14 protein-coding genes are annotated in these 16,694 nt (G+C 69.0%); 3 read left to right on the top strand and 11 right to left on the bottom strand.

Annotated elements, in window-relative coordinates; all coding sequences use genetic code 11:
- Positions 1-265: 265 nt before the first annotated feature.
- A complete protein-coding gene (locus ACAG20_RS19970; RefSeq protein ID WP_370493833.1) occupies positions 266-919 on the bottom strand; it encodes a response regulator in 654 nt (217 codons plus the stop codon).
- On the bottom strand, positions 919-1,935 hold the full coding sequence (locus tag ACAG20_RS19965) for a histidine kinase (protein WP_370493832.1): 1,017 nt from the start codon (positions 1,933-1,935) through the stop codon (positions 919-921). Before ACAG20_RS19965 ends, ACAG20_RS19970 begins: the two co-directional genes overlap by 1 nt.
- A 341-nt stretch (positions 1,936-2,276) precedes the next feature.
- On the opposite strand from ACAG20_RS19965, the gene ACAG20_RS19960 reads away from it, so the two are divergent.
- Positions 2,277-3,650: a PPE domain-containing protein gene (locus tag ACAG20_RS19960; protein ID WP_370493831.1), complete on the top strand. Its 1,374-nt coding sequence runs from the start codon at positions 2,277-2,279 to the stop codon at positions 3,648-3,650.
- Here the strand turns inward: ACAG20_RS19960 and ACAG20_RS19955 are convergent, their stop codons facing one another.
- Complete coding sequence (locus tag ACAG20_RS19955) at positions 3,651-5,633, bottom strand: VWA domain-containing protein (protein WP_370493830.1); 1,983 nt, start codon at positions 5,631-5,633, stop codon at positions 3,651-3,653.
- Complete coding sequence (locus ACAG20_RS19950; protein ID WP_370493848.1) at positions 5,626-7,014, bottom strand: sigma 54-interacting transcriptional regulator; 1,389 nt, start codon at positions 7,012-7,014, stop codon at positions 5,626-5,628. The genes ACAG20_RS19955 and ACAG20_RS19950 overlap by 8 nt, the downstream gene beginning before the upstream one ends.
- 91 nt (positions 7,015-7,105) lie before the next feature.
- On the opposite strand from ACAG20_RS19950, the gene ACAG20_RS19945 reads away from it, so the two are divergent.
- A complete protein-coding gene (locus ACAG20_RS19945) occupies positions 7,106-8,143 on the top strand; it encodes an alpha/beta hydrolase (RefSeq protein WP_370493829.1) in 1,038 nt (345 codons plus the stop codon).
- On the opposite strand, the gene ACAG20_RS19940 is transcribed toward ACAG20_RS19945, so the two are convergent.
- Genes ACAG20_RS19940 through ACAG20_RS19910 form a run of 7 tightly spaced genes read right to left on the bottom strand, consistent with a single transcriptional unit; the run spans position 8,123 to position 15,659 of the window.
- Positions 8,123-8,710, bottom strand: a complete 588-nt coding sequence (locus ACAG20_RS19940; RefSeq protein WP_370493828.1) for a TetR/AcrR family transcriptional regulator — start codon at positions 8,708-8,710, stop codon at positions 8,123-8,125. The genes ACAG20_RS19945 and ACAG20_RS19940 overlap by 21 nt on opposite strands.
- Before the next feature lie 2 nt (positions 8,711-8,712).
- Positions 8,713-10,488: an amidohydrolase family protein gene (locus ACAG20_RS19935; RefSeq protein ID WP_370493827.1), complete on the bottom strand. Its 1,776-nt coding sequence runs from the start codon at positions 10,486-10,488 to the stop codon at positions 8,713-8,715.
- A 59-nt stretch (positions 10,489-10,547) separates the two neighbouring features.
- Positions 10,548-12,113, bottom strand: coding sequence for a bifunctional phosphoribosylaminoimidazolecarboxamide formyltransferase/IMP cyclohydrolase (gene purH, locus ACAG20_RS19930; RefSeq protein WP_370493826.1), 1,566 nt, complete (start codon positions 12,111-12,113; stop codon positions 10,548-10,550).
- Positions 12,110-12,736 carry a phosphoribosylglycinamide formyltransferase gene (purN, locus tag ACAG20_RS19925; protein ID WP_370493825.1) on the bottom strand — a complete coding sequence of 209 codons (627 nt, stop codon included), beginning with the start codon at positions 12,734-12,736 and terminating at the stop codon, positions 12,110-12,112. Before purN ends, purH begins: the two co-directional genes overlap by 4 nt.
- A 34-nt stretch (positions 12,737-12,770) precedes the next feature.
- Positions 12,771-13,214: a hypothetical protein gene (locus ACAG20_RS19920; protein WP_370493824.1), complete on the bottom strand. Its 444-nt coding sequence runs from the start codon at positions 13,212-13,214 to the stop codon at positions 12,771-12,773.
- A 48-nt stretch (positions 13,215-13,262) separates the two neighbouring features.
- Positions 13,263-14,723, bottom strand: a complete 1,461-nt coding sequence (locus ACAG20_RS19915) for a DUF6350 family protein (protein ID WP_370493823.1) — start codon at positions 14,721-14,723, stop codon at positions 13,263-13,265.
- Positions 14,724-14,768: 45 nt separating this feature from the next.
- Entirely contained in the window at positions 14,769-15,659 is an 891-nt protein-coding gene (locus ACAG20_RS19910) for a DUF5336 domain-containing protein (protein ID WP_370493822.1), read from the bottom strand.
- Between the two features lie 162 nt (positions 15,660-15,821).
- Here ACAG20_RS19910 and ACAG20_RS19905 point away from each other — a divergent pair, with 162 nt between their 5' ends.
- Complete coding sequence (locus tag ACAG20_RS19905; protein ID WP_370493821.1) at positions 15,822-16,670, top strand: LLM class F420-dependent oxidoreductase; 849 nt, start codon at positions 15,822-15,824, stop codon at positions 16,668-16,670.
- The last annotated feature ends 24 nt before the right edge of the window (positions 16,671-16,694 follow it).

The raw sequence follows: 16,694 nt of genomic DNA, 5'->3' as shown, positions 1-16,694 counted from the left end.
CACGCTCCACGGGACAAATTGATCCCGGCAACGGAATCAGTTCTGGTACGACACGTCGGACACATTGAGCGGCGCCGGGCGGCACCGCAGGCGGCCGCGGCAGCGACAGGCGCGTCGAGTCCAGTTCAAACGTACCCTGAATCGCCTGCCTCGGCTCAATCCAGTTTCTGCGGCGACACCGTCGAGCGCCATGGAATACGACCCCCATTCGGTGCGGGTCCGGACCCCCACGGCGACGACCGGCGGCGTCTCGCTGCGCCCGCCACTAGGCCTCGATCAGGCCGGCGCGGATCGCATAACGGGTGAGCGCCAAGCGGTCACGCAAGCCGAGCTTCTGCAGCGTGTTCGTCCGGTGGCGGTCGACTGTCTTGGCGCTGATACCGAGTGTTTTCGCGATCTCGCGCGCCGACAAACCCTCGGCGATCAGCTTCAGCACCTCCTCCTCACGCGGCGTGAGGATGTTGTCCGGCAAGTCAGCGCCCTGCCGCGACCGGTGCAGATAGTCCCGGATCAGTGCGGTCACCGCCCCGGCGTACAGAAACGGTTCGCCGCGCATCGTCGCCCGGCAGGCCTCGAGCAGGTCGCGGTCGGCGACGGATTTCAGCACGTAGCCCGATGCCCCCGCCTTGAGCGCTTCGAAGAAGTACTGCTCGTTGTCGTGCATCGACAGCATCAGCACCCGGACATGGGGATGGCTGCGGTTGATCTCGCGCGCGGCCTGCAGCCCGGTCATCCGGGGCATCGCGATATCAAGGATCGCGAGATCGACCGGCGTGTTCTGCAGCGCCGCCAGCGCCTCGGATCCGTCAGCCGCTTCGGCCACCACGCACAGGTCGGGCTCGGCATCCAGGATCATCCGCAGCCCGCTGCGCACCAGGGCGTGGTCGTCGGCGAGCATGATGCGGGCCGGGGGTGCCATTACCGGCCTCCGTCGCTCAGTCGGGCCGGCACCGTCAGCCGGACTTCGGTTCCCTCGTTGCTCGGCGAGGTGATCGTCAGGGTGGCCTGCACCAGCAGGGCGCGTTCTCGCATTCCGGTGATTCCAGCGCCTTCTGCGCTCACGCCGCCCTTGCCGTTGTCGGCGATTCGCAGCGTCAGTTTTGACGCGGCGTCGATGTGCAGGTCCAGCCATGCCTTCTGCGCTCCGGAATGGCGGGCGATGTTGGTCAGGCTCTCCTGGGCGACGCGATAGCAGACCAGGCTGACGTCGGGACTCACGTGATCGGCGTGCGAGCTGATCTGTTTGACGACGTCGATGCCGGTCCCCTGGGTGAATTGGTTGCACAGGGCTTGCAGTGCGCTGCGCAGCCCGAGGTCTTCCAGCGCGTCCGGGCGCAGCCGGCGGGCGATGCTGCGCACTTCGTCGAGACTGGCCCGCACGATTTCTTGGGCGTCCCCGAGATCACCGCGAATCTCCGCGGGCGCGGCGTCCACCGCCCGCTTGAGCGTGAGCAGCGCGACGGTGAGGGTTTGGCCGATCTGGTCGTGCAACTCCCGGGCGATCCGCTGCCGCTCGTTCTCCTGCACGGTCAGCACCGACGCGTTCGATGAGGCCCGCTCCGTTTCCAGCCGGTCGAGCATGGCGTTGAAGGATTCGATGAGGTGATGCAGGTCGCCGGCACCCGGGTCGTGCACGCGGTCACTGGGATGGGGCGGATCGACTCGCCGCATTGACGCGGCGAGCCGATCCAGGGGGGCAAGACTCGATCGCAACAGCAGTGCGTTGGCGCCCACCACGATGGCCAGCCCGATGACCAGAACCGGGATCTCGGCCGGCTGGATGCGCGTCGACACCCTCGCCGGGGACATGGCAAGCACCAGTGTGCCCAGGGTGAAGACCAGACCATTGATCAGCACGACCCGGCGAAACAGCCCGCGCGCAGGCGGGCGCGCCCGCTGCCGAAACCTGTCGATGACCGCTGTCCAACGGTGCATGCCACCACCATCGTCTCCGCAGCACCCGGTTGTCCATACGGGTTGCCGCGAAGCCCGAATGGGTGTCAAACACCATGGCGACCGAGCGGTTGCCGCTCGGAGAATGGAATTGCGCCCAGCGCTGCGCGACAATCGACGGCGTGCAGCGACCCGGGTGTCGAGCGCGCCGGCCAGTTCTGAGCGGGTTAGATCGAGGGGATCAGACCGTAGAGTAACCCACATCACCCAGACGACCCAGTAAACGGAGGGATGCAACCGCCATGAATCGCATTACCGGGGCGCATCCACCGGCTACCGGTGACAGCGTGGTCCGGATGCCGCGCCCTGCCCGGGGCTGAGAAATGGATTTCGCGGCCTTACCACCGGAGGTCAACTCCGGTCTGATGTATGCGGGCGCCGGCCCGGCATCGATGCTGACTGCTGCCACGGCTTGGGACGGGCTGGCCGCCGAACTTCACCTGGCCGCCACGGCCTACGAGTCAGTGGTCACCGAGCTCACGAGCGGACCCTGGCTGGGACCCTCGGCCGCAGCCATGGCGGCCTCGATCACCCCGTTCGTGTCGTGGTTGAACATGACCTCGGTCCAGGCCGAGAAGACCGGCATGCAGGCCAAGGCCGCCGTGGCCGCCTACGAGGCCACCTTCGCCACGGTGGTGCCGCCACCGGCGATCGCGGCCAACCGCGCTGCGTTGCTGACGCTGCTGGCCACCAACATCTTGGGCCAGAACGCGGCGGCCATCGCGGCCAACGAAGCCGAATACGCCGCGATGTGGGCCCAGGACGCCGGCGCCATGTACAGCTATGCGTCGTTGTCGGCGACTGCCACCGAGATGGAGCCGTTCCAGCCGCCGCCGCACACCGCCAACCCGGCCGGGCCGCTCAACGGCTCGGAGTCCGCCGGACTCAACTCGGCCGCCAACACGGCCCAGACGCTGCCGTCAAAGCTGGCCTCGGCGCTGCCGGGCTCATCCGATGCCGGTTCGCAGTTTCCGGCCATGCTGGCGCAGGCCGACGTGCCGACCGGGCCCTTCGACTGGCTGGGCATCATCGCCGACGAGACCGCTCTCGGCATCGCCCTGCCGCTGTCGATTCTCGGCGTCTGGCTGGCGGGCGCCGCGATGTACTTCGCGGAGCTGGACTCTCGCGAGATCTTCGATACCCAGGACATTCTCCGCGGCGGCCAGCGAAGCATCTTGGAGGCGCTGGGCCAGATCGGCGGTTTCGCGGAGCTGCCCGGCACCGAGAACCTTCGGGTGCCCCACGCCTCGGTGGTGGCCGCCTTGGCCGAGGGATTCCCCCTCGGAGCGCTCTCGGTGCCGATCAGCTGGGCGGAGTTGGCCCCGGAGATCCGTCATGCCAGCTTCTCGACGCCGCTCAGCGCTGCCGCTTCACCAACGCCGGCCGGATTGGGGACGGCTTTCGGTCAGATGGCGCTGGCCGGCATGGGGGGCAGCGCGTTGGCCGGCGCCGTCAACCAGAACCGCGGTCAACAGACCAAGTCGCCAGAAGCCGGCAAGGCGGCGCCGGCGGCCTCGGCGGACCCGGCGGCAGCGGAGTCGGGCGCAGGCGCCCCGGCGGCCGCAGCGTATGCACCGCCGAGCTCGGTCGTCGAACTGGCAGCCGGGATCCGCGAGCTCGGCGAACTGCACGACGCCGGGTATCTGACCGAGGCGGAGTTCGCCGAACAGAAGCGGCGACTGCTGTCTCGGGGATGATCAGCGGCGCCGTGACCGTAGGTAGTCGCCGACCACGGCCGCGCCCAGCCCGTCGAGTTCGGGCACCACGACCCGGCCCTGGACGCGTCGCGCCACCTGGTCGATGAACCGGGCCAGCCCGGGGTCGTCGCCCAGCCGGAAGATCGTCACCTGCGCACCGAGGCGGGCCACGTCGTCGAACCCCTTGACGGTGTGGGCGATGGTCCGCGGGTGCGGCGGGTAGTCAAAGAACACCGATGCACCGTCGCCGCGAAAATCCTCCAGGTGCGCGGTCGGCTCGCCGTCGGTGACCACCAGCACCACCGGCTGGGCATTCGGGTGCCGACGCAGGTGCCGGCCGGCCAGCGCCAGCGCGTGATGCAGGTTGGTGCCCTGCTCGTAGACGCCCTCCAGGCCGGTCAGCTCGGCGGCGGTCACGGTGCGCGCGTAGCGTCCGAATGCGATGATCTGCAATGCATCCGAACGGAACCGGGTGCTGATCAGGTGGTGCAACGCCAGCGCGGTGCGCTTCATCGGCAGCCAGCGGTTGTCCATCACCATCGAGAACGAAGTGTCCACCAGCAACGCGACGGCCGACTGGGTGCGGGTCTCGGTCTCGGAGACCTCGACGTCGTCAACGCTGATCGACAGCCGGCCGCCGGCTGAACCGCCGCCTGAACCGCCGGCGACCTGCCGCAGCACCGCGTTGGTCAGGGTGCGGGTGACGTTCCAGGGCTCGGTATCACCGAACTGCCACGGCCGCGTGGCCCCGGTCAGTTCACCGGCCGCCCCGGCCCGACGATGGTCACGCTCGCCGCGGCGCCCCGAGAGTTGGCGCGCCACATCGCGCAGCGCCGTCTCGCCGAGCCGGCGCATCGCCTTGGGCGACAGCCGCCACTGTCCATCGGAGCTGCGATCCAGGAAGCCCTGATTGAGCAGGGCACGTTCCAGCTCGGCCAGCGTCCGCGCATCGACGGCAGCCTGGTCGCCGAGCTGGCGGGCCAGCGCGTCCAGATCCACGTCGTCCATGCTCGCGCCCGGATAGGCCTGCGACAACTGCTCGGCCAACTGCTCGAGCTCGGCGATGTCGCTCAACGCCTGAGCACCCTCCCCCATGCCGAGCGGGTTGTTGCCGGAGAACTCCGACGAGCCGCTCCAGTCCTCGCCCGGCCGGGCCGCCTGCAGGTGTGCGTCCAGGCGGCCCAGCGCCTGCTGCAGCGCCGGGGAGCCGAACGCCTGCTCGGCCAACGCATCCAGCTCGGCGCGCTGATCGGCGCTCAAGCTGTTGCGGAAGCGCTGCGCAGCGGCGGCCCGCTGGGCCAGCGAATCGAGCAACTCCTCGACGTTGCGCGGGTTCTCCGGGAAGAACTCGCCGTGCTTGGCCATGAAGTCTTGAAAGTCCGCCCTCGTGTCCTCGCCGCGAGAATGCTTGTCCAACAGGTCGTTGAGGTCATCCAGCATGTCGGTGACCCGTTGCCGGTCTTCGTCGGTGGCGCCTTCCAGCGCCTGCTTCATGCCGGCGAAGCGCTGGTCGAGCATCTCGCGACCGAGCAGGTCCTTGATCTTCTCGTAGGACTCGCGGGCCTCGTTGCTGCGCCAGTTGTAGTCCGACAGCTCCTGCACCGCCTTGGCCGGCGACGGCGACAGGCCCTCGATCTGCATCTCGGCGAACCGGGCATCGTCGTCCAGCGCCCGGGCCAGTTCCTTGCGTTCGGCCAGCACCGCCTCATCGAGCAGCTTCTTGACCTCGGCAAGGGTGCCGTCCAAGTTGTTGCGGCGCAACAATTCCCGACGCCGACGCTGCGCCTCGGCGGCCAGCCGGTCGGCACCGGTCATGGTCTTGGTGCCGCGCCGCAGCAGCTCCTGCAGCGCCCGCCGCGGCGAGGTCCCCTCCATCACGTCACGGCCGATCTCCTCCAGCGCCTCGGCCAGATCGACCGGCGGCGCCAACGGATCCGGCCCACCGGTGTAGGCCGAATACCGTGAGCCGTGGCTTCTAGCCATAGACGGTTTCGCCCTCGTCCGAGGTCTTGTCGATACGCTTGGCCAGATACAGCGCCTCCAAGGCCAATTCGAGTGCCGCGGCACGTTCGCCGTCGGACTCCGCACCCAACCGCTGCGCGATGGCATCGATCACCGGCAGATCCGGCAGCGCCGCCAGCACCGCCTTGGCCGACACCCGCTCCCCCGTCGTCACCGCCGCGTCTTCGACAGCGGCCACCAGCGGCCCGACGTCGATCCCGCCCAGTGCGCGCGATGCGGTGTCGGCAGTGGCCCGGCGCAGCAGGTGTTCCAGCACCGCCTGCTCGCGGCCCTCCTCACCGGATTCGAACTCCAGCTTTCCGCGCAGCACGTCGACGATGGTGCCCAGATCGACCACCCGGGCCACCGGATCGGTCTCACCCAGCACCGCGCCGCGGTGTCGCGCTGCGGCCGCCACGGTCTCGGCGGCCGCGATTGCGAACCGCGCCGAGACGCCCGAGCGCTGATCCACCGAGCGGGACTCGCGCAGGTAGCGGGCGAACCGGGCCAGCACCGCCAGCAGATAGTCGGGCACCTGCGCGCTCAGGTGGGCCTCCTGGGCGATCACGCCGACCTCCGCGTCGAGTTCCAGCGGGTAGTGGGTGCGGATCTCGGCGCCGAACCGGTCCTTGAGCGGGGTGATGATGCGGCCCCGGTTGGTGTAGTCCTCCGGGTTGGCGCTGGCCACCACCAGCACGTCCAGCGGCAGCCGCAGCGTGTAGCCGCGCACCTGGATGTCGCGTTCCTCCATCACGTTGAGCATCGCCACCTGGATGCGCTCGGCGAGATCGGGAAGTTCGTTGACGGCCACGATGCCGCGGTGCGCGCGGGGGATCAGCCCGTAGGCGATGGTCTCGGGATCGCCCAGGCTACGTCCCTCGGCGACCTTGATCGGGTCGATGTCGCCGACCAGGTCGGCCACGCTGGTGTCCGGGGTGGCCAGCTTCTCGGTGTAACGCTCGCTGCGGTGCCGCCAGGCCACCGGGAGGTCGTCGCCGAGCTCAGCGGCCCGCCGGATCGACTCCGGGGTGATCGGCGAATACGGGTGCTCACCGAGTTCGGCACCGGCGATCACCGGCGTCCACTCGTCGAGCAACCCGGTCAAGGCCCGCAGCAGTCGGGTCTTGCCCTGGCCGCGTTCCCCCAGCAGCACGATGTCGTGGCCGGCGATCAGCGCCCGCTCCAGTTGCGGCAGCACGGTGTCCTCGAATCCGAAGATGCCGGGCCAGACGGTCGCGGCGTCGTCGCCGTCGGCGAGGCGGGCCAGCAGGTTCTCGGCAATCTCCTGCTTGACCCCCCTTTCGCGGTGGCCGGCGGCCCGGAGTTCGCCGAGTGTGGTGGGCAGATCGTGCGGGGTAGTCAGCGCGGTCACCACTCCACGCTACGACGGGCGCGGTGGTCCGTCACGGCGTCCCACGTCATCACGCCGCCAAATACCCGATACCCTGGGTACCGTGAACTCACTGGAATGGCGGGATCGACCGGCTCAGACATACTTCGGTCCGGCATCATGGCAGGCCCGCCTGCTGGCCGTGGGCGCCGCGATCTTCCTGCGGACCTCTATCGCCGTGCTGACGGTCATCGGCATGATCGTCAATCGGATCTGGCCCGCCGGACTGCAGCGGGCGCGCCTCGACCTCATCGACCAACCGATGCGTTACATCCGGGCGCTGCCGGGCACCGAGGTGACGCGGGAGCGCCTGACCGACTGTCCGGCAGAGTGGGTGGTGGCCCCTGCCGCCCGCGACTCGGACCGGGTGATCGTCTACTTCCATGGTTCGGCGCTGGTGACGCTGGGCCTCAATTCGCACCGCCGCTTTGCCAGCAAGCTGTCCGAGGTCACCGGAGCGAAGGTGTTCAATGTCGGCTACCGCTTGGCGCCGCTGGCCGGTGTGGACGAGGCCATCGCCGACGGACTGTGCGCCTACCGCCATGTGCTCGACGCCGGATTCACCGCGGACCGCATTGTGGTGGCGGGGGATTCGGCCGGCGGCCTGATGGCGGTGAACACTGCGCTGACGGCGCGCGACGCGGGGCTGCCGGTACCCGCCGGTCAGGTACTGATGTCGGCGCTGACGTCGTCGGACATGGAGATCAAACGACAGGCCGCGCGCTCCCACCGCGACCCGTTCTTCCCGTTCATGGCGTTCATGTTCATCTACCGGGTCTTCGCCACCGTCAACGGCACCCGCGAGCTGCCGGTGATGCCCCCGGAAGCGGAGCTGCGCGGGCTGGGCCCGTTTCTGCTGCAAGTCGCCAACAACGAGATGCTGCGCAACGACACCTTCGTGCTGGCCGACAAGCTCACCGCCGCCGGGGTGCCGAACTGGGTACAGGTCTGGGACCGCGCGCTGCACATGTTCCAGCTGACCTTCGACTTCAACCCCGACGCTCGCCGTGCCGTCGCCGAGATCGCAGCCTTCGTCGATTACGTGACGCCCGCAGCATCGGCGGGTGCCGACTCGACGCGCTCAGATACGGCCCTCCAGTAGCGTCAACAGCAGCGGAATCCGATTCGCCTCGATCTCGGGCTGGGGTAACACGGCGCGCACGATCGCCGCACCGTCGAAGGTGTTGGTCAACAGCGCCACCAGATTCGGGAAGAGTTCCGGCGGAAAGGCATCCGCGCCAGGCAGCACCCGGGCGGCTTCGCCGATCTTGGCGCTGTATTCGGTGAGCACATGCTGCAGGGTGGCTCGCAGCTTCTCGTCGGTGCGCGCAGCGATCAGCAGCTCGTAGAGCACCGCGTTGGTGGAATTGGCAGTCAGGTCGCGCAGCACGGTCAGCACCGCCTCCAGCGCCGGCACCTCGGCCGGGATCTCGGCGACTTGCTTGCCGAACCGCTCCAGCTGGCGGCGCAGGACTTCCTGCGCAGTGGCGGCCATGAAGTCGCCCATGGTGTCGAAGTGGCGGAACAACGCCCCATCGGAGACCCCGGCGCGCGCCGCGATCACCTTGGCCGACGCCCGCGCATAGCCGACCTCGGCGATGGTGGCGATGCTGGCGTCCAGCAATCCTGCGACGGTGGCCTCACGGCGCTCCCGTTGGGTACGAGCCATGGTCAGACCGGTTGCAGCTCAGGGGATCCGGCGCGCAAGAAGCGGCCGGATTTCACCGTCGTGCCGTAGCCGTCGCGGAACTGTCCGTTGCGGAACACCACGGTGCCGCCCACGCCGGTCGCCACCACGGCGTCGTCGTTGCGGTTGACCATCCGCGACAGCCCCCCGTAGAACGGCACCTGCTCCTCGTGGTAGCCGTCCACAGCGTCATCCAGGCCGGCCGGGTCGATCACCACGAAGTCCGCACGGTCACCGCGGCGCAGCGTGCCGGCGTCGAGGCCGAACCAGTCGGCGACCTCAGCGGTCAGCCGGTACACCGCCCGCTCGGTGCTCAGGAACGGCCGGCCGGCCGCCTGCGCGTCGCGAACTCGCTTGAGCAGTCGCAGCGAGAAGTTGTAGAAGGCCATGTTGCGCAGGTGGGCACCGGCGTCGGAGAACCCCATGTGGATGGCCGGTTCTTTGGCCAGCATGTCGAGGTACTTCGGCCGGTGGTTGGCCACGATGGTGGTCCAGCGCACGTTGCGTTCACCGTTGTCCACCAACACATCCAGGAAGGCGTCCAACGGGTGCAGCCCGCGTTCGTCGGCGATCTGGCCGAAGCTCTTGCCGATCAGGCTCGCATCCGGGCATTCGACGATCACCGCGTCGTGGAAGTCGCGATGCCACAACGACGGACCCAGCTTCTTGCGGTCGAAGGATTTGCGAAAGCGGCGGCGGTACTCGGTGTCGGCCAGCAACGCGTTGCGCTCCAACTGGTCTCGCAGGTGCAGCGCGGCGGTGCCGGCGCCGAACTCCTCGAAGACCGGCAGATCGATTCCGTCGGAATACAATTCGAACGGCACCGGCAGATGCTGGAAGCGCACCGATGAGCCGAGCACGGCGTTGAGCAGCCGGGTGGCCGGACCCATGACCCGGACGGCGCCCGGTGACGACTTGGCGTCGGCGGAGACCAGCAGACTCATCCGCACGCCGCGCCGGCGGCCGAACATCCCGCTGCTGGTCAAGAAGAAGTTCAGCGCCGTCAGCGGCTTCTTGACGTTGGGGGCGCTCTGCAGCATCCGGCCGCGCTTGCGCAGCACCTTGATCAGCCGCCGGCGCTCCCGCCAGGTGGCGAACGTCGACGGCAGCGCCCGCGACCGGAACCGATCACCGTCGAGTTTGTCGATGGCCGCGTCCATGCCGGACATGCCCAGCAGTCCGGCGGCCAGTCCGTCGTCGAGCAGCGCGGCCATCTTCTCCAGTTCGGCGTCGGTCGGCACGACACCGTCGGTGGTGGCGCGATCCAAGCCGAGCACCGCGGTCCGCAGGTCCGAATGACCAAGCATGGAGCCGATATTGGGTCCGAGCGGCAACTCGTCGAGGGCTTGCACGTACTCCGCCGGTGTCGACCAGGTCTTGCGGGACCGCAGCGCATCCAGCACGAATTTGCGCGGCACCGCCTCCACCCGGCTGAACAGGTCGGCGGCGTCCTCGGCGTCGGCGTAGACCGTTGACAGCGAACAGTTGCCCAGCAGCACCGTGGTGACGCCGTGGCGCACGGATTCTCGCAGCCCCGGGTCCAGCAGCACTTCGGCGTCGTAGTGGGTGTGCACGTCGATGAACCCCGGGACCACCCACTTGCCGGCCGCGTCGATCACCTCCGGGCAGGCCGCTTCGTCCAGGTCGCCCGTCACGATGTCGGCGACGACACCGTCGCGAATACCCAGCGTGCGAACCTGCGGTGGGTTGCCCAGGCCGTCGAACCACAGGCCGTTGCGGATGATGAGGTCGTAGGCCACGACGTCTCCTAACTCGGGATTGAGTTAGATAGTGAGCGCCTACAATCTTTTTGTCAAGGCTAGTGCGCGAAGTGCCGCGCCCCGGTCAGATACAGCGTGATCCCGGCCTCGGCGGCCGCCGCGGTCACCTCGTCGTCACGGACGGAGCCGCCCGGGTGCACGATCGCCTTCACGCCGGCCCCGGTCAGCGTCTGCAGCCCGTCGGGGAACGGGAAGAACGCATCGGAGGCGGCCACCGCCCCGGCCACCCGGTCACCGCCGCGCTCCACCGCCAACCGGGCGGCATCGACCCGGTTGACCTGGCCCATCCCGACGCCAACGGTGGCGCCGTTGGCGGCGACGACGATCGCGTTGGATTTGACCGCGCGACAGGCGCGCCAGGCGAAGAGCAGGTCGGCCATGGTGGCCGGATCCGCGGCGGGCCCGGTGGCCAGGGTCCAGTTCACCGGGTTGTCGCCGGCTGCGTCGAGGCCGTCGCGGCCCTGCATCAGCAGTCCGCCGCTGATCTGGCGCCACTCGACACCACCGCGCAGCGGTTCGGAGGCCAGCAGCACCCGGATGTTCTTCTTGCGCGCCAGGATCTCGACCGCGCCCGACTCATAGGCCGGCGCGACGATGACCTCGGTGAAGATGGTGCTCACATACTCCGCCATCTCCGCACTGACCTCGGTGTTCGCCGCGATCACCCCGCCGAACGCGCTCAACGGATCGCACTCGTGCGCCTTGCGATGGGCGTCGGCCACCGAGACCGACGAGATCGCGATCCCGCACGGGTTGGCGTGCTTGATGATCGCCACGCAGGTCTCTTCGTGGTCGAATGCGGCGCGCCAGGCTGCGTCGGCATCGGTGAAGTTGTTGTAGGACATCTCTTTTCCGTGCAGCTGGTCAGCCTGGGCTATACCCGGCCAGGCGCCACCGTCACAGAAGAGGGCGGCCTGCTGGTGCGGGTTCTCGCCGTAGCGCAGCTGCGCCGCCCGGCGGTAGGTGCGGCCGAACCACTCGGGCATCGGCTGGCGTGGCTCCTCCGGCGCCAGCGTCGACGACATCCAACCGGCAACCGCCACGTCGTACTCGGCGGTGTGGCGAAATGCCAGTGACGCCAGTCGTTTCCGCTCGGGCAGGGTGAACCCGCCGGCATTGACCGCGGCCAGCACACCGTCGTACCCCAGTGGGTCGACCACCACCGCCACGCTGGGGTGATTCTTGGCGGCCGCCCGGATCATCGAGGGCCCACCGATGTCGATCTGCTCGACGCAGTCATCCATCCCGGCACCGGAATCCACGGTCTCACTGAACGGGTAGAGGTTGACCACCACCAGCTCGAACGGAGCGATGTCGAGTTCGCCCAGCGCCGCGGCATGCTCCGGCTTGCGCAGGTCGGCCAGCAGCCCGGCGTGCACCCGCGGGTGCAGCGTCTTGACCCGGCCGTCGAGCACCTCCGGGAAGCCGGTCAGCTGCTCCACCGGCGTGACCGGAATACCCTTGGCCGCAATCGTCTTCGCGGTGGACCCGGTGGAGACGATATCCACCCCGGCGGCATGCAGTCCGGTGGCGAGGTCGACCAGGCCGGTCTTGTCGTAGACGCTGATCAGCGCCCGCCGAATCGGTCGCTTGCCGTCGGTCATCCTATGGTTGCCTTTCGTCCGGTCCAGGTCACGCCGCCGGTCGCCAGCGCGGCCAGCACGTCCACCAGAAGCTTGCGTTCCACTGTCTTGATGCGTTCATGCAGGGTTTCTTCGTCGTCGTCGTCGAGCACGGCGACCGGTTCCTGGGCCAGCACCGGGCCGGTATCGGTGCCGGCGTCCACCAGATGCACGGTGCACCCGGTGACCTTCACTCCGTAGGCCAGCGCCTCGGGCACCGCGTGGGCACCGGGGAAGGCGGGCAGCAGCGCCGGGTGCGTGTTGACGGTGCGCCCCAGGAACCGGGTGAGGAAGTGTGACCCCAGGATTTTCATGAAGCCGGCCGAGACCACCAGATCGGGGGCGTGCGCCTCGGTGGCCTCCGCCAGCGCGAGATCCCACGCCGCCCGGTCGGGAAAGTCGGCCATTCGCACGGTGAACACCGGCAACCCGGCCGAACGAGCGACCTCCACGGCACGGCAGTCCCGGTCGGTACCGACGGCCACCACCCGCGCAGGGTAGTCACCGACCGCCGCAGCCAGCAGCGACTCCAGCAGCGATCCGGTCCCCGACGCCAACACCACCAGCCGGGCCGGAACGCTCGGGGCCACGTGGATCGGTTGCACGTGAAGGAGCCTAGCGTGCAGGCCGGCCGGACAATCAGGCCTGTTGCCGGGCTTCGTCCCGGCTGATCCTGAGGGCGGCGGCCACCCCGTCGGTCCAGATCTCCACCTTGTCCCAGATCACGTCGGGATGCCCGGCCGGGTGGATGCCGTGGCTGATCTTCTCCACCCGTCCGCACGCCAGGTCCTGGAAATCCGAGTCGTCCAGCTCCGGGAATTCCTCGTATTCGCTGCACAGCTCGGCGCCCGCCAGCCTGTCGTACAGCGCGCCGGCCAACGGCGTGGTCAGCCCGGCCGGCGCCGGGTGCTCGACCATCTGAAAACCGGCCGCGGCGCCATCCAGCCAGATCATCGCCATGACATCGAGGATCGGGTCGTGCCCGGGCGGCAGCACCAGCCGCGTCAGCAGCTCGGCACGTGCGCGCGCCAGGCTGTGCAGATTCCGGACACCGACGTCGGCGGCGCTTACGGCATGGGTCATGTCCCTATGCGACCAGGCCGCCGGTCCGGATATAAGGGACCGAAGTCCTCAATTTCTGGTGTCGAATCCGTCGTCGTCGGTGAACATCAGGTCTTCGGGATCTTCCAGCGGCCCGGGCGGCTCGGTCGGTGCCTGCGATTCGAACTGCCGCGGCGCATCGGGCTCGGGCGTCCAGCTCAGCTCGGCGCCGCCGGCCACCTCGTCGGGCTCGAACAGCTCGTCGGGCTCGAACAGCCGGCCGGGTTCCTCGGGATCGACGACCTCGACCTGGGCCGGGGCCGGCTCCGGCGCCGATTCGGGCTGCGAGTCGGGCTGCGGGAGGCTGTCGGCGTCTGCGGCGCGGTGCGGAGCCGTCGGCGACATCGGGGGCGTCCCGGCCGTGCCTCGCGCGACCCCGCCGACCATCACGACGGTCAGCGCACCGATCGCAGCGAACCAGCCGAACACTGCCGGGCCGAAGGTGGCCTGGTCCACCCCGACGTCGCCGAAGTTGCCCAACCGGCCCCCGCCGGCGAACCCGAGCAGCGCCATCGCCACCGCGGCGATGAACGCGGCGCTCACGACCTTGGCCAAGGCGGGAAGCAACGGCAGCGCCCGGCGCGCACACTGCTGGCCGACTGCGACACCCGAGGCGGCGCCGATGATCAGCAGCGCCACCCAGACCGGGCCCAGCGGCGGGGTGGGCGCCGCCGCCAGGATCGGCACCGCCGGGATGTCGCCGCCGAGCACGGTGAACGCGCTGAACAACGCCGGCCCGATGTGCGCGCTCGATCCGACCGCCATCGCTGCGGCGCCGACCACCACATTGGGCACGTACAGCACCGCCAGCAGGGTGAGGCTGAGTTGGCCGAACAACGAATCGGTGATCGCGTAGAGCTCGTGCATGGTTCCCCAGTGCACGACCAGCGAGATGACCGTCACGGCGCCGGCCAGCCCGAACAACGCCAGCATGCCGGCGGCGGCGGCCCGCAGTGAGTCGGCCAGCCAGCTCGGCAGCGGCGTCTCGGCCAGCACCCGCCGGCCCATCCGCGATCCCACCCCGATCGCGGCGCCGATCGCATGGACCACCAACACGTGCGTGAAGGCGTTCAGCGCCTGCGGGGTCTGCAACTCGGTGATGACCGACGCGGCATCGTGGATGACCGCCAACGAGATCGCCGCGATCAACAGTGGGCCGCCCAATGCCGATGCCACGATCCAGCGGACAACGAACCAGGAGGCGCCCTCGGAGGTGGCCTGCGCGGTGGTCCGCGCGGTGCCGGCCACCATCAGCAGCACCGGCAGCAGCGGCAACACGCCCAGTTCCCGACCGTCGATCGAGATCGGCACCTGATGCACCCCCAGCCACATGCTGGCTATGGCGCCGGATGCCCCGGTCATGTCGCTGTTGGCGATCAGCAACTGCAGTAGCGTCACCGCTGCGATGACCGTCAACGCCACGACGGAGGGACCGAACGCAACCCGCACCAGGTCGCGGGTCGGGTTCGAGGCTGGTTTACCGCCTGCCACCGGTGTCACGCTGCGAGCACGATCGACTCGGCGCGCCGGCGCGCGTCAGGACTGCGCCGGCCCCGACGGGGCGGAGCCGCCCTGCGACTGCTGGCCACCGGTCGAGCCCTGATCCTGCCCGGATCCGCTCTGGCCGCCCGTCGCGGAGCCCTGGCCGCCCGTCGAGGAACCGCCCGAACCACCGCTCGGCGGTGGGCTGAAGCTGGGGAAGCCGGTCGGCGGCGTGGGCGGGCCCTGCTGAGCCGACTGCGCCTGCTGGGGGCCGGAATTGAATCCGCCGGTCGGCGGTGCCGACTGGGCGCCGAAGCCTCCGCTGGACGGCGCGGACGGGTAGTTGCCGTACGAGGGGTAGCCGGACTGCTGCGAACCCTGGTGTCCGTAACCCTGCTGGCCGTAGTAGTTGCCGCCCGGCGGCAGCCCGTACTGCGCGTAGGGGTCGTACTTGGGGCGCGGAGCCGGAGCGGTGACGACGCCGGCCTCGAGCAACAGCGATCCGACGGCGGCGACGGCCTGCAGGACGCTGAAGGTCAACACCAGCCAGAGTCCCCAGCCGATCTCGTAGTTCTCGCCCGCCTCGGCGATGGTTGCAATCGCCAGCAACGCTGCCAGCGTGGCGATCGCGGCGACCACAGCGGTATAGACCTTCGCCTTGGGCAACAGGCCCGCCCCGGCCAACAGCGCCGCCAGCAGCGCCAGCGGAACCGTATGACCGGCGTCGCCGAGGATCAACGGGAATTCACCATCGGTGACGGTCACGATCGGACCGAAATTCCCCAGGTACACACCGAAACCCAACACCACCACGGCGATCTGCAGGTACAGCGGCAACTTGCTCTCGGTGTCGCCGCCGGACTTGGCGAACGACGGGGGCGACTGTCCGTAGGAGCCGGGCGGCTGGGCAGGCTGGAAACCGGGATTCCCGGGCGGGTAGGTCATGACCTCTCCTGTGCTTGTGGGCCGGTGCGGCGGGGCGGCGCGGTTCGATCATCCACGCTAGCGCACTTGCGGCTGTGGCCGGTGGGTCAGCACCGCGCGATAACCGCGCGGTAAGGGGACCCGCGGTTGCCCCCAGAACAAGAACACGTTCTAATCACGGACATGGATTACGGGCTTGTGCTGTTCACCAGTGACCGTGGAATCACCCCGGCGGCGGCCGCCAAACTCGCCGATGACCATGGATTCACCACGTTTTACGTGCCCGAACACACCCATATTCCGGTCAAGCGCCAGGCCGCCCATCCGACCACCGGCGACGAGTCGCTGCCCGATGACCGCTATATGCGCACCCTGGATCCCTGGGTGAGCCTGGGAACCGCGTGTGCGGTGACGTCACGGGTGCGGTTGTCCACCGCGGTGGCGCTGCCGGTCGAGCATGATCCGATCACCCTGGCGAAATCGATCGCCACGCTCGATCACCTCTCCGGTGGACGGGTCAGCCTGGGAGTCGGGTTCGGCTGGAACACCGACGAACTGGCTGATCACGGGGTGCCGCCGGGGCGCCGACGCACCATGTTGCGCGAGTATCTGGAGGCGATGCGCGCGCTGTGGACCGAAGAGGAAGCCTCCTTCGAGGGCGAGTTCGTCAACTTCGGTCCCAGCTGGGCGTGGCCCAAGCCGGTGCAGGCGCACATTCCGGTGCTGGTGGGTGCGGCCGGCACCGAGAAGAACTTCAAGTGGATCGCCCGCAGCGCCGACGGCTGGATCACCACGCCGCGCGACTTCGACATCGACGAACCGGTGAAGCTGCTGCAGGACGTCTGGGCGGGCGCCGGCCGCGAGGGCGCACCGCAGATCGTCGCGCTGGACTTCAAGCCGGTGCCCGAGAAGATCGCGCACTGGGCCGAAATCGGGGTCACCGAGGTGCTGTTCGGGCTCCCGGACAAGTCCGAAGCCGAGGTGGCTGCTTACGTCGAGCGCTTGGCCGGCAAGCTCGGGCTCAGTTCCTAGCGCGGACTGTTCGGCGGGAAAATC

Source organism: Mycobacterium sp. pW045, from assembly GCF_041287085.1.
Classification (GTDB): Bacteria; Actinomycetota; Actinomycetes; order Mycobacteriales; family Mycobacteriaceae; genus Mycobacterium; species Mycobacterium algericum_A.
This window is presented reverse-complemented; position numbering and strand designations above follow the sequence as displayed.

Coding starts and splice junctions, on each gene's coding strand:
- ACAG20_RS19955 (WP_370493830.1), bottom strand. CDS start 5,633: ATGGCTAGAAGCCACGGCTCACGGTATTCGGCCTACACCGGTGGGCCG.
- ACAG20_RS19970 (WP_370493833.1), bottom strand. CDS start 919: ATGGCACCCCCGGCCCGCATCATGCTCGCCGACGACCACGCCCTGGTG.
- ACAG20_RS19910 (WP_370493822.1), bottom strand. CDS start 15,659: ATGACCTACCCGCCCGGGAATCCCGGTTTCCAGCCTGCCCAGCCGCCC.
- ACAG20_RS19905 (WP_370493821.1), top strand. CDS start 15,822: ATGGATTACGGGCTTGTGCTGTTCACCAGTGACCGTGGAATCACCCCG.
- ACAG20_RS19940 (WP_370493828.1), bottom strand. CDS start 8,710: ATGGCTCGTACCCAACGGGAGCGCCGTGAGGCCACCGTCGCAGGATTG.
- purH (WP_370493826.1), bottom strand. CDS start 12,113: ATGACCGACGGCAAGCGACCGATTCGGCGGGCGCTGATCAGCGTCTAC.
- ACAG20_RS19965 (WP_370493832.1), bottom strand. CDS start 1,935: ATGCACCGTTGGACAGCGGTCATCGACAGGTTTCGGCAGCGGGCGCGC.
- ACAG20_RS19920 (WP_370493824.1), bottom strand. CDS start 13,214: ATGACCCATGCCGTAAGCGCCGCCGACGTCGGTGTCCGGAATCTGCAC.
- ACAG20_RS19960 (WP_370493831.1), top strand. CDS start 2,277: ATGGATTTCGCGGCCTTACCACCGGAGGTCAACTCCGGTCTGATGTAT.